This window comes from Streptomyces sp. NBC_00443 (genome assembly GCF_036014175.1).
GTDB lineage: Bacteria > Actinomycetota > Actinomycetes > Streptomycetales > Streptomycetaceae > Streptomyces.
Window position 1 is genome coordinate 6,691,773 of sequence record NZ_CP107917.1, and the last position, 11,699, is coordinate 6,703,471.

11 protein-coding genes and 2 pseudogenes are annotated in these 11,699 nt (G+C 71.3%); 6 read left to right on the forward strand and 7 right to left on the reverse strand.

The window, feature by feature from the left end; all coding sequences use genetic code 11:
- Window positions 1–32: 32 nt before the first annotated feature.
- The 3 genes from OHO27_RS30490 (at window position 33) to OHO27_RS30500 (ending at window position 3,549) form a co-directional block, all read left to right on the forward strand.
- Complete coding sequence (locus tag OHO27_RS30490; RefSeq protein ID WP_328428173.1) at window positions 33–1,349, forward strand: multidrug effflux MFS transporter; 1,317 nt, start codon at window positions 33–35, stop codon at window positions 1,347–1,349.
- Window positions 1,301–2,476: a serine hydrolase domain-containing protein gene (locus OHO27_RS30495; RefSeq protein WP_328428174.1), complete on the forward strand. Its 1,176-nt coding sequence runs from the start codon at window positions 1,301–1,303 to the stop codon at window positions 2,474–2,476. The genes OHO27_RS30490 and OHO27_RS30495 overlap by 49 nt, the downstream gene beginning before the upstream one ends.
- An 83-nt stretch (window positions 2,477–2,559) precedes the next feature.
- Window positions 2,560–3,549 (forward strand): small ribosomal subunit Rsm22 family protein, encoded by a 990-nt coding sequence (locus OHO27_RS30500; RefSeq protein ID WP_328428175.1) that lies wholly within the window; start codon window positions 2,560–2,562, stop codon window positions 3,547–3,549.
- Here OHO27_RS30500 and OHO27_RS30505 read toward each other — a convergent pair.
- On the reverse strand, window positions 3,546–3,782 hold the full coding sequence (locus OHO27_RS30505; protein WP_328428176.1) for a DUF6243 family protein: 237 nt from the start codon (window positions 3,780–3,782) through the stop codon (window positions 3,546–3,548). The genes OHO27_RS30500 and OHO27_RS30505 overlap by 4 nt on opposite strands.
- A 120-nt stretch (window positions 3,783–3,902) precedes the next feature.
- Here OHO27_RS30505 and OHO27_RS30510 point away from each other — a divergent pair, with 120 nt between their 5' ends.
- Both OHO27_RS30510 and OHO27_RS30515 read left to right on the forward strand, forming a co-directional pair.
- Complete coding sequence (locus OHO27_RS30510) at window positions 3,903–4,538, forward strand: TetR/AcrR family transcriptional regulator (protein ID WP_328428177.1); 636 nt, start codon at window positions 3,903–3,905, stop codon at window positions 4,536–4,538.
- A 156-nt stretch (window positions 4,539–4,694) separates the two neighbouring features.
- Window positions 4,695–5,423 carry a bifunctional DNA primase/polymerase gene (locus OHO27_RS30515; RefSeq protein WP_328428178.1) on the forward strand — a complete coding sequence of 243 codons (729 nt, stop codon included), beginning with the start codon at window positions 4,695–4,697 and terminating at the stop codon, window positions 5,421–5,423.
- 14 nt (window positions 5,424–5,437) lie between these two features.
- Here the strand turns inward: OHO27_RS30515 and OHO27_RS30520 are convergent, their stop codons facing one another.
- From OHO27_RS30520 to OHO27_RS30545, 6 genes and pseudogenes are all read right to left on the reverse strand, one after another.
- Entirely contained in the window at window positions 5,438–6,430 is a 993-nt protein-coding gene (locus tag OHO27_RS30520; protein ID WP_328428179.1) for a hypothetical protein, read from the reverse strand.
- Window positions 6,390–7,262 carry an iron uptake transporter permease EfeU gene (gene efeU / locus OHO27_RS30525; protein WP_328428180.1) on the reverse strand — a complete coding sequence of 291 codons (873 nt, stop codon included), beginning with the start codon at window positions 7,260–7,262 and terminating at the stop codon, window positions 6,390–6,392. Before efeU ends, OHO27_RS30520 begins: the two co-directional genes overlap by 41 nt.
- 3 nt (window positions 7,263–7,265) lie before the next feature.
- Window positions 7,266–8,525: an iron uptake transporter deferrochelatase/peroxidase subunit gene (gene efeB, locus OHO27_RS30530; protein WP_328428181.1), complete on the reverse strand. Its 1,260-nt coding sequence runs from the start codon at window positions 8,523–8,525 to the stop codon at window positions 7,266–7,268.
- Between the two features lie 10 nt (window positions 8,526–8,535).
- Window positions 8,536–9,681: an iron uptake system protein EfeO gene (gene efeO, locus OHO27_RS30535; protein WP_328428182.1), complete on the reverse strand. Its 1,146-nt coding sequence runs from the start codon at window positions 9,679–9,681 to the stop codon at window positions 8,536–8,538.
- Window positions 9,682–9,835: 154 nt separating this feature from the next.
- Complete coding sequence (locus OHO27_RS30540; RefSeq protein ID WP_328428183.1) at window positions 9,836–10,651, reverse strand: heme ABC transporter ATP-binding protein; 816 nt, start codon at window positions 10,649–10,651, stop codon at window positions 9,836–9,838.
- Window positions 10,652–10,789: 138 nt separating this feature from the next.
- A pseudogene (locus OHO27_RS30545) lies at window positions 10,790–10,960 on the reverse strand (iron chelate uptake ABC transporter family permease subunit); the annotation flags it as partial.
- A gap of 134 nt (window positions 10,961–11,094) precedes the next feature.
- Here OHO27_RS30545 and OHO27_RS30550 point away from each other — a divergent pair.
- Window positions 11,095–11,699, forward strand: a pseudogene (locus OHO27_RS30550) (HtaA domain-containing protein).

Genomic DNA, 11,699 nt, shown 5'->3' on the forward strand with positions numbered 1-11,699 from the left:
AGAGGGCGGATCACTCGCAGAGGGAGGGGCACATGGGCGACCGTGGGGGGCCGATACAGCCGGCGGAGCCGATACCGGACGTGTCGCAGTCGGCCGTACCGAAGACGGACAGACCGCCCGCCCGATCCCTGCGGGTCACCGGATGGCTCGTCACCCTCATCCTCGGCGGTCTGGCGGCGACGCCCCCGCTGGCGATGGACATGTACCTCCCGGCGCTCCCCGAGGTCACCGGGTCCCTGCACGCCCCCGCCGCGACCGTGCAGCTCACGCTCACCGCCTGCCTGGCCGGCATGGCGCTCGGGCAACTGGTGGTCGGCCCGATGAGCGACCGGTGGGGACGCAGGCGCCCGCTGCTGGCGGGCCTCGCCGTGTACGTCGTCGCCACCGCGCTCTGCGCACTCGCGCCCAACATCGGGTTCCTGGTCGCCTTCCGGCTGGCGCAGGGCCTCGCGGGGGCGGCGGCGATCGTGATCGCGAGGGCGGTCGTACGCGACCTGTACGACGGCGTGGCCATGGCCCGCTTCTTCTCCACCCTCATGCTGATCTCCGGGGTCGCCCCGATCGTGGCGCCGCTCATCGGCGGCCAGGTCCTGCGGGTGACGGACTGGCGGGGCGTGTTCGTCGTGCTGACGGTGGTCGGGGTACTGCTCGCCGCCCTCGTCTGGCGCAGGCTCCCCGAGACCCTGGCGCCGCAGGACCGGCACAGCGGCGGGGTCGGTGAGGCCCTGCGGGCCATGCGCGGGCTGCTCGCCGACGGCGCCTTCACCGGGTACGTGCTGGCCGGCGGGTTCGCCTTCGCCGCGCTGTTCGCCTACATAGCGGCGTCGCCGTTCGTGATCCAGGAGATCTACGGAGCCTCGCCGCAGACCTTCAGCCTGCTGTTCGGGCTCAACTCCGTCGGGCTGGTGATCGTCGGCCAGATCAACGGCAAGGTGCTGGTGGGGCGGGTCAGTCTGGACCGGGTGCTCGGCGCGGGGCTGGCCGTGGTGACCCTGGCCGCGACCGCGCTGCTGCTGATGTCGCTGGGCGTCTTCGGCGAGGTCGGGCTGGTACCGGTGGCGGCGGCCCTCTTCGTCCTGATGTCCGCGATGGGCGTCACCCTGCCCAACACCCAGGCCCTCGCCCTCCTGCGCACCAAGCACGCCGCCGGGTCCGCCTCCGCGCTGCTCGGCACGTCCTCATTCCTCATCGGCGCCATCGCCTCGCCCCTCGTGGGCATCGCCGGAGAGGACACCGCCGTCCCGATGGCCGTCGTCCAACTGGCCGCAGCACTGGTGGCGCTGGCCTGCTTCATGGGACTGTGCCGTCCCTGGAACAGCCGTGCGGGTGCGGAGGGAGCAGAGAGCTGAGCGCGCCGAGACTGCGCGGGGACACGCCGGAGAGGGCCGGACTCGACCCCGAGGAGATCCGTCAGCTCGTCCGCGAGGTCCACGACCTCACGACCGGCTCCCGCCCCTGGGCGGCCGGCGTCGTGCTCGTCGTCGGGCGGGGGCCCTACCTCGCCGTCGAGGAGGCCGTGGGCTGGGCCGTGCGGTACGCCTCCTACGACGGGGAGAAGGACGCCGGGGTGGAACTGCCGCCCGAGGCGCAGGTCCCGATGACCACGTCGACGCCCTTCGACCTCGCCTCCCTCACCAAGCTCTTCACCTCGGTCGCAGCGGTGCAGCAGATCGAGCGCGGCACCCTGGGCATCGACGCGCGGGTCGGGGCGTATCTGCCGGACTTCCGCGCCGCGGCCCGGCATGACGTCACGGTGCGTCAGCTGCTGACCCACACCTCGGGGATGCGGCCCGAACTGCCGCTGTACGACTGCGCGGACGACGCGGCGCGGCTGGAGCGGCTGCGGGCGGAGCCGCCGGTGGGGGTGCCGGGGACGTACTGCTACTCGGACCTCAACCTGCTGTTGCTGCAGCACGTGCTCGAACGCATCACCGGCCGCACGCTCGACGTCCTGATCCACGACGGGATCACCCGGCCCCTGGGCATGACGTCGACCCATTTCGGCCCCTGCCCCGGCGCGGCGGCGACCGAGGACCAGCGGCGGCCGTGGGCCAAGGCGGACCGGGGGATGCTGCGGGGCGTCGTCCACGACGAGAACGCCTGGGCGCTGGGCGGGGTGGCGGGCCACGCCGGCCTCTTCGCCACGGGACGTGACCTTGCGGTCTTCTGCCGGGCCCTGCTCTCCGGCGGCGCGTACGGGCCCGCCCGGATCCTCGGTCCGGACTTCGTGGAGCTGCTGCTGTCCGAGCCCGGGCTGGGGTTCGCGGTGGATCAGCCGTGGTTCATGGGGGAGTTGGCGGGGCGGGGGGCTGCGGGGCATACCGGGTTCACGGGGACGTCGCTGGTGGTGGACCCGGTGACGGACACCTTTGTGGTGCTGCTGGCGAATGCGGTGCATCCGCGGCGGCGGGCGGCTGACAGCAGGCCGCGGGCGAGGGTGGGGACGAGGGTGGCGCGGGCTGTGCGGGGGTTGTAGCGGGGGCTGTGGGGGAGAGGCTGATTTTTAGTGCCGGTCCAGGCCTTTCAGCCCGTCCGGCGTCGGCCTCGTAGAATTGCCGGGTGAACGACCCAGTATCCCCGGCGGACGCCCTGCGCGGCAGCCTCGCCACCCTCCTCGACGGCCTCCCGCCCCGCCAGGCCGCGCAGGCGGTGGAGCGGCTGATCGCCAGCTACCGGGGCGCCACCCCCACCGACGCCCCCATCCTCCGCGACCGCGCCGACGTGGCGGCCTACGCCGCGTACCGGATGCCCGCGACCTTCGAGGCGGTCCACTCGGCGCTGGAGGCGTTCGCACGGGCCGTACCGGACTGGACCCCCGGCAGCCACACCGACGTCGGCGGCGGAACCGGCGCCGCGACCTGGGCCGTCACCGCGACCTGGCCGGGCGAGCGCAGCGTCACCGTGCTGGACTGGGCCGAGCCCGCCCTGCAGACCGGCAGGGAGATCGCCGCCGCCAACCCGGCGCTGCAACAGGCCCGTTGGCAGCGCGCCCGCATCGGCTCGGCGCTCACCCTCGACCCCATCGACCTCGTCACCGTCTCCTACGTCCTCAACGAGCTCACCGCCCCCGACCGCACCACCCTCCTCGACACCGTGGCGTCCGCCGCACAGGCCGTCGTGATCGTCGAACCCGGCACCCCCGACGGCTACGCCCGCGTCATCGAGGCCCGCGACCACCTGATCGGCGCCGGATTCCGCATCGCCGCCCCCTGCCCGCACAGCGCCGGCTGCCCGATCGTCCCCGGCACGGACTGGTGCCACTTCTCGGCAAGGGTCAGCCGCTCCTCCCTGCACCGCCAGATCAAGGGCGGCTCCCTCGCCTACGAGGACGAGAAGTTCAGCTACGTCGCCGCCACCCGCCTCCCGGTCGCCCCGGCCCCCGCCCGTATCGTCCGCAAGCCGCAGATCCGCAAGGGCCAGGTCCTCCTCGACCTGTGCGAGACCGAACCGGCCCTGCGCCGCACCACGGTCACCAAGCGCCACGGCGACCTCTACAAGGCGGCCCGCGACGCGCACTGGGGCGACGAGTGGCCGCCGGCGGCCGACTAGGACGTGCGCTCGCCCTCCTCAGCCTCCTCAGACTCCTGGGGCTCCCGGGACACCTCCGTCCTGTCCTCCTGCTCGGCGTTCCTCTCCTGGAACTTGCGCAGCAACTCCCGTTTCTGCGCATCGGTGTCCACCCCGCCGATCCGACCCCCGCGGTCGCCACCGCGCAGCGCCTTGCGGTCGAGGTTCCGACGTGTGCCGCCGACTCCCAGCATGTTTCCGCCGCCTCGGGCCATGGTGGGCTCCTTCCATCGCTTGATCACCGACAAGTGAGTTACGAGACGTATCGTCTCGATTCACTACTCCCTCAGAGTCCAGCGAGACGCTCCGTCTTGTCAACCTGGTAAATTCGAGCCATGGCAGCTCAGAAGTCCGCTCAGCCCGCACCCAACAGCACCCGCCGGAGCGAGAAGTCCCGCCGGGCCATCTACGACGCCGCCCTCGCCCTCGTCGGGGAGGTCGGCTACCCCAGGACCACGATCGAGGGCATCGCCGCCCGGGCCGGCGTCGGCAAGCAGACGATCTACCGCTGGTGGTCGTCGAAGGCGGACGTCCTGCTGGAGGCCTTCCTCGACCTGAGCGAACAGGCGTCCCGGGACGCGGGCCCGGAGTACGAGTTCGCCATCCCGGACACCGGCGACCTCGCCGCCGACCTCAAGGCTGTGCTGCGCCTCACCGTCGACCAGCTGAAAGACCCCAGCTTCGAGATCCCGTCCCGCGCCCTGGCCGCCGAGGGCGTGGTCAACGAGGAGCTCGGCCGGGTCTTCGTGGCCAAGCTCCTCGCACCCTCGCTCCAGCTGTACGTCGACCGGGTGCGCGCCGCCCAGGAGGCCGGCCAGGTCCGGCAGGACGTCGATCCGCGCATCGCCCTCGAACTCTGGGTCTCCCCCCTTGCCCAGCGCTGGCTCCAGTACACGGGCCCGATCACGTACGAGTACACGGACACCCTGGTCGACTACGCCCTGCACGGCATCGCCCCGCGCACGCGGTAAGGGCGTAATTACCGCCGAAGCAGCGCATTGCTGATGATCCACGTGCTGTGTACGCCTCGCCCCACCTGGCCCGGTTGTCCGCTACGGCCCCCCGAAGCGCACGATGGTGGGACCATAGGGCATGCTGTTCCGCACGACAGCGAGGCGAGGGGATAGATGAGCGCGGAGTTGGGCCGGACCGGCCTGCAGGGCAAAATCTCCCAGTGGCTGCGCGGCCGCCGCCCCAAGGAGGCCGCCGGCGACGGTGGCCGGGAGGCCCTGCTGCTCGCCGCCGCGGCGGTGGGACTGCCGCTCGCGCCCGCCGCGCACCCGGCCGGCTACCGATGTTCCTGTGATCGCGTCGGCTGTCCCACGCCCGCCCGGCACCCCGTGTCCTTCGCCTGGCAGACGCAGTCCACCACCGACCGCGCCCAGATCGAGCGCTGGGCCCGCCACCAGCCGCAGGCCAACTTCATCACCGCCACCGGCATGGTGCACGACGTCATGGACGTCCCCGTCGAGGCCGGGCTCGAGGCGCTGCAGCGGCTGCTTGACGCCGGCATCGAGGTCGGCCCGGTCGCCGAGAGCGACGACGGCCGTCTGCTGTTCTTCACCCTCACTCGCGGCACCCCCGAGGACGAGGACGAGTGGTGGCCCTGCGAGCTGGACTGCCACCCCGAGACCATGGACGAGCACCCGGGACTGCGCTGGCACTGCCGCGGCTCCTACGTCCTCGTACCGCCCGCGCAGCTGCCCGGTGACCAGACCGTCCACTGGGTACGCGGCCTCGAACACCCGCTGCCCGACCCGCTCAGCCTCCTGGAGATCCTCACCGACGCCTGCGCCCGCTACGTCGGCGAGGAGCCCGACCACGTCTCCGCGGCCTGGCCCCTGCGCCGCCACTGAGTCCCGGCCGCGCGCTACTCGCCCTTCGCCGACGTCATCCCCTGGATCCGGCCGATGACCTGGACCTTTCCGGAGCCCTTCGGGTCCAGCGCCACCTCGGTGGAGACGAACTCCATCGTCAGCGACTGCTTGATCTCGCCGTTCGTCAGCGCCAGCACGCCCTTGCTCGGGGTGGGGACGGCCGCGCCCGTGTGGGCGGTCTCCTTCTCGTAGTGGCGCGTGGTGAAGAACACCAGCGCCCCGCCGTCCTTCGTGCGCAGCGCCAGCGGCTGGTAGTCGCCGCTCGTCAGCGGCTCGTCGATGTACTGCCTGACCAGGCCCGGCCGCTCGGCCTTCTGTGACCGCTCGGTACGCCAGGTGCTGGTGTGACGGCCGCCTGCGAAGGTGTCCCCGCCGTCCTTGAGGTAGGTCGCGTAGTCCTTGCTCAAGTCCTTAGGCGCCACGGCCAGTTCGGTGGAGTTCGCGGAGACGGCCTCGGCCCAGCCGTCCTTGTCCGTCTTGAACTCCGGTACGTCATCGGGGGCCAGCAGCGTCAGATACGCCGCCTCCCACGGATCGGCCAGACTGTCGCGGCTGAACACGAACACCCAGCGGGCGGTGCCGCCCTTGTTGGCGGCCGCGTCGGCCACGAACCAGCGTGGCCAGCCCGCCTTCTTGGGGATCGTGAACGTGGTGTCCGACAGCTCCAGCGGCGTGTGCGCCGCGTTGCCCTCGGGACTGACCGCCTTGCCCGCCTTCAGCCGCGCCTCGTCGATGGCGCCGAAGGCGCCGGTGACATGGTCGGCGTCCAGGGAGCTGTCGTAGGCCTTGTCGGCCTTGTTGTACGCGGCGGTGAACTGCTGGAGGGCCTTGGCGGCCTCCGCCTTGGTGGCCGAGGGGAGCACTTCCTTCTCCCCGTGAACCACCACGCATCCGCTTGCCGTCAACGACAAAGCGGTCAGCGATGCCGCTATCAGTGCGCTCCGGTCAAGCCTGCGGAGCCTTCGAGGGCCGCGATCCCTGCTCATCAGGTGCCTTCACCTTCCCCTTCCCGGAGGCGAACCCTACCGGGGCGAGGAACAGCGCGAGCGTCGGGATCAGGTACAGCAGCCACACCGTGACCTGGAGGACGGTCGGGTCCGGCTGGAAGTTGAAGACGCCCTTCAGCAGGGTCCCGTACCAACTGGACGGATCGACGGTGTCGCTGATGTCGAACGCCTTGTCGCTCAGGCCCGGCACCCAGCGCGCCTCCTGCAGGTCGTGGACCCCGTACGCGAGCACGCCCGCCGCCACGACGACCAGCATGCCGCCGGTCCACGTGAAGAACTTGGCGAGGTTGATGCGCACGGCGCCGCGGTAGAAGAGCCAGCCCAGGGCGACCGCCGTGGCGATGCCGAGGGCGACGCCGATCAGCGGGCGCGGGGTGCCGTCGCCGGCCGCGCGCACCGACGCCCACACGAACAGGGCCGTCTCCAGGCCCTCCCGGCCGACGGCCAGGAACGCGGTCGCGACCAGCGCGCCCGTGCCCATCTGAAGGGCGGCGTCCAGTTTGCCGTGCAGCTCGGACTTGAGATGCCGGGCGGTGCGCCGCATCCAGAAGACCATCCACGTCACCAGGCCCACCGCGATGATCGACAGGGAGCCGCCGAGCGCCTCCTGTGCCTCGAACGTCAGCTCCTGGGAGCCGAATTCGAGCGCGCAGCCGAAGCCGAGCGCGAGGGCGAGGGCGACTCCGATGCCGATCCAGATGGGCTTCAGCGCGTCCCGGCGGTCGGTCTTGACCAGGTACGCGATGAGGATGCAGACGACGAGGCTCGCTTCCAGCCCCTCGCGCAGGCCGATCAGGTAGTTGGAGAACACGGGCTACGCCTCCTCGGAGAACAGCGTGCTGCCCCACCAGTCGTCCTTGTCGCGGACGCCGGGCGGGACCGCGAAGAGCGCCGAACCCACGTGCTGGATGTACTCGTTGAGCGAGTCGGGGGCCAGGTTGCGCTGGATCCGGATGAACCCGGTGCGCGGGTCACGCTGGTAGGCGAGGAAGAACAGGCCCGCATCGAGGCGGCCGAGGCCGTCGGTGCCGTCGGTGAAGGAGTAGCCGCGTCGCAGGATCGTCGCCCCGTCGTTGGAGTCGGGGTGCGCGAGCCGGACGTGCGCGTCCGGCAGCATCGCCTTCAGGAACGGCTTGTCGCGCTCCTTCGCCTTCCCGACCGGGGCGCCCTCGCCCTTGTCCCGGCCGATGATGTCCTCCTGCTCCTGGAGAGACGTGCGGTCCCAGGTCTCGATGTGCATTCGGATGCGACGCGCGACGAGGTAGGAGCCGCCGTTCAGCCACGCGGGACCCTCGGAGGGGTCCACCCACACGAACTTCTTCAGACGGTCCGTCTCCGTCCCCGCGATGTTGCGGGTGCCGTCCTTGAAGCCCATGAGGTTGCGCGGGGTCTGCTCCTCGGGGGTCGTGGACGAGGTCTTCCCGAAGCCCAGCTGGGACCAGCGGATGACGACCTTGCCGAAGCCGATGCGGGCCAGGTTGCGGATGGCGTGCACGGCGACCTGCGGGTCGTCCGCGCAGGCCTGGATGCACAGGTCGCCGCCGCTGCGGTTCCGGTCCAGGTTGTCGCCGGCGAACTTCGGCAGCTCGACGAGTGCTTCGGGGCGGGCGTCCGCGATGCCGAAGCTCTCGCCGTACTTCTCGAAGAGCGACGGCCCGAAGCCGATCGTCAGTGTCAGCCGCGACGGCTTCAGCCCCAGCGCCTCACCGGTGTCGTCCGGCGGCGCCTCGGCGAGACCGCCGAACCCGCCCTCGCCGACCGGCTGCCCGGCACTCATCCGGCGCGCGGCGGCCGTCCAGTCCTTGAGCATCCGCACGAACTCGGCCCGGTCGTCGGTCTTCACGTCGAACGCGGCGAAGTGCAGCCGGTCCTGCACCGGGGTGGCGATACCGGCCTGGTGGTCACCGTGGAAGGCGACGGCACCGCCTGCCGCCGCGCCGACCGGTTCCACGTCGTTGCCGGTGCGCGTCATGGCCACGGCACCGCCGGCCGCGACGGCACCGAGCGCGAGCCCGGCACCGCCCCAGCCGATCAGCGCACGCCGGGAGGGAGTGCCTTCGGTCGATTCCGTCATGGCGTTGTCCCTACTTGACGACGACGGCGGCGGCGAGCTTGGACAGCGGCTCGGCGAGGGCGTTGACACCGTCCGACAGCTCCTTGCGGTCTGCCTTGCCCACCTTGTCGTACGAGGTGAAGTCGTACGACGACTTGTCCGCCCGGTACTTGTCGAGCAGCGTGTCCAGTGCCGCGAACTGCTTGTCGAGCTCGGTGACCAGTGCCGGTTCGTTCTCCTGCGCGACCGGCTTCAGCAGCTCGTACGCCTTCTCGGCGCCTTCGACATTGGCCTTGAAGTCGACCAGGTCGGTGTGCGAGTAGCGCTCCTCCTCGCCGGTGACCTTGCCGGTGGCGACCTCGTCGAGCAGTTCCTTGGCGCCGTTGGCCATGGAGGTCGGGGTGATCTCGGCCTTGCCGACCCGCTTCTGCCAGTCCTTCAGGTCAGTGATCAGCTGGTCGGCGAGGGTCGTGTCCTCGGCGGTGAGCTTCTTGTCCTGCCAGAGGGACTTCTCCAGGCGGTGCCAGCCGGTCCACTTCTGGCCGTCCTCCAGGCCGTCCTCGCGGACGTCGACCTTCGGGTCGATGTCACCGAAGGACTCCGCGACCGGCTCGGTGCGCTCCCAGCCGATGCGGGAGGGGGCGTAGGCCTTCTTCGCGGCCTCGATGTCGCCGTCCTTGACCGCCTCGGCGAACGCCTCCGCCTTCGGCAGCGTCTCGTCGGCCTGCTCCTGCGCGTACTCGCGGTAGGCGGCGACGGCCTTGTCCAGCCGGGGGTCGCGCTTGGCGGCCGCGCCCTTGCCGGTGGCCTTGACGGTCTGCCGGATGCCGTCGCCCTTCATGCCGGGCTTGCAGGCGATGGTGTAGTCGCCCGCCTTCACCTCGGCGGTCACCGTCTGCTTGGTGCCGGGGCCTATGTTCTCGCGCTCGGTGACGATGCGGTCGTCCGGGAAGAGGATGTAGACCTCGGTGACCTTGGAACCCTTGTTCTCGATGGCGAGTTCGACGTGCCCGGCCGGGAACTCCTTCTTCGACACCTCGCACCTGTCGTCCGTCGCGGTCACGCCGACGACCCGGTCATCGCCCGCCGAACTGCCTTTCTCGGTGCACCCCGTGACGGCGGTCAGGGCCGCCACGGTGGCGGCGGCGGTGACGACGGAGAGTCTGGCGGGTCGCATGAGGGCTCCAGTGGGTGGCCGAAAAGAGTGCACGACGGGGACGGGCCTCACGCGGAACGGGAAGGTGAGGCTCACCTAACGCACCTAAGGATCGTCGAATTGGCCAAAATCGTCCCCATGGGGAAGTCAAAGGAACGTCAAAGGTTGCCCGGCTTCAGCGTCGTGGGGTCACCAGGACCTCTCCCGTCCGCGGATGCGGGAGCACCTCCACCGGCTGGTCGTAGACCTCCGACAGCAGCCGGTCGGAGAACACCTCGGCGGGCGGCCCGTCCGCCGCGACCCGCCCGGCACGCAGGATCGCCACCCGGTGCGCGTGGGCCGCCGCGAGCCCCAGATCGTGGAGTACGACCACCACCGCGTCCCCGGCCCGCGCCCGCTCCCGGCACAACCGCAGCACCAGCTCCTGGTGCTTGAGGTCCAGCGCCGCCGTCGGCTCGTCGAGCAGCAGCAACGGGGCACGCTGCGCGAGCACCCGCGCGAACGCGACACGGGCCCGCTCGCCACCACTGAGCGCGGAGAACGGCCGTACGGCGAACTCCGTCACCTCGGTGGCGGCCATGGCCTCGGCGACGGCACGGTCGTCCCCGTCGGGGTGTACGGCCGCCCAGGGGGCGCGGCCCATCCGGACGACCTCCTCGACCGTGAAGGGGAACGAGAGGGACGCCGACTGGGGAAGCACGGCGCGGCGCAGGGCGAGTTCGGGCGCCGACCAGTCGCCCGCCGGGCGCCCGTGGATCCGTACGACCCCCTTGGCAGCCGGAAGATCGGCGGCCAGCGCGCTCAACAGGGTGGACTTTCCGGCGCCGTTGGGCCCGACGAGGGCGAGGACCTCGCCGGCCCGGACGGTGACGGACACGCCATGCAGGACGGTGCGTGCACCGAGCCGCACGTGAAGGTTCTCGGCTTCGGCGAGGGTGTCGCGGGGTTGGGCGGGGGCGGGAGGGGTTGGACGGTGGCGGAGGAGTCTCATGGAAGGGGTCCTTTGACGGAGGGCGAGTTGCTGTCGCGGGTGGGGTGATGCCGCTCAGGGGCGCGGGGCTGTGTCAATGTGCGGCTCCGCCGCGTGGGCGCGACCAGCCCCCACACACCCGCAGTCGACATTCGACCCCTAGGCCCACCCCCCTTGTCGACGCCGAGTCCGACGCAGCAACCAGAAGAAGAACGGGCTCCCCAACAGAGCCGTCAAAACACCCAGCGGCAACTCCGCCGGCGCCGCAACCGTCCGCGCCGCAAGATCCGCCGCAAGCAACACCACCGCCCCACCGAGCGCACTCCCCGGTCAGTCTGTCGGCGGACGTGCGCGCGGCGGCGAGCAAGAAGCCGACGTCCTCGCCCACGCCGAGCGCCACCAAGTCCCGGGCGAAGAAGGAGACTTCGAGCGGCAAGCTCGTGAACGGCGCCGTCGACTGGGGAGTGCGCCGCAGGTTCCGGGAGTACGTCACCGGGGACATCGCCAAGGGCGAGTGGACCCTGTCGTCCGGCGCCGAGGACGGCGGTGCGCTGTTCCGCTTCCCCGACGGGGCGTCACCATCGAGGACGGCAAGGGCACGCTCCTCGCCGACGTGACCGGCGCCGGCTTCACCGGCGACAAGGTCCCCCTGGTCACCTTCACGGCCAAGGGTCTGAAGGCGAAGGACGGCCTGGCGAAGGTCACTGAGGCCCCCGCGAAGCTCACCGCCGAGGGCGCCGAGGCCTTCGGGGGGATGTACAAGGCGGGCACCGAGATGGACCCGGTGTCCCTGGCCGTCGCCACCACCGACGACGCCGAACTGCCCGCCCTGCCCGACCTGGGCAGCACCGCCACGGCGAGCGCGACGCCGGACAAGTCGTCGGCGTCGCCCGACTCGTCGGCCGAACCCGTCGCGAACGCCTCCGACGACGACGGCATCCCCACGCTGCCCATCGGCCTCGCGGCCGGGTTCCTGCTGCTCGCGGGCGCGGCCTTCGCATTCGTCACCGTACGCAGGCGCCGTACCCGGCCGGCCGGTGAGGCCGTCCCCCCGTCCACCGAGGACTGA

Excerpts from the sequence above, each read along its gene's own strand:
- OHO27_RS30540 (WP_328428183.1), bottom strand. The coding sequence starts at position 10,651 with ATGAGACTCCTCCGCCACCGTCCAACCCCTCCCGCCCCCGCCCAACCC.
- OHO27_RS30520 (WP_328428179.1), bottom strand. The coding sequence starts at position 6,430 with ATGAGCAGGGATCGCGGCCCTCGAAGGCTCCGCAGGCTTGACCGGAGC.
- efeB (WP_328428181.1), bottom strand. The coding sequence starts at position 8,525 with ATGACGGAATCGACCGAAGGCACTCCCTCCCGGCGTGCGCTGATCGGC.
- OHO27_RS30515 (WP_328428178.1), top strand. The coding sequence starts at position 4,695 with ATGAGCGCGGAGTTGGGCCGGACCGGCCTGCAGGGCAAAATCTCCCAG.
- OHO27_RS30510 (WP_328428177.1), top strand. The coding sequence starts at position 3,903 with ATGGCAGCTCAGAAGTCCGCTCAGCCCGCACCCAACAGCACCCGCCGG.
- OHO27_RS30505 (WP_328428176.1), bottom strand. The coding sequence starts at position 3,782 with ATGGCCCGAGGCGGCGGAAACATGCTGGGAGTCGGCGGCACACGTCGG.
- efeO (WP_328428182.1), bottom strand. The coding sequence starts at position 9,681 with ATGCGACCCGCCAGACTCTCCGTCGTCACCGCCGCCGCCACCGTGGCG.
- OHO27_RS30490 (WP_328428173.1), top strand. The coding sequence starts at position 33 with ATGGGCGACCGTGGGGGGCCGATACAGCCGGCGGAGCCGATACCGGAC.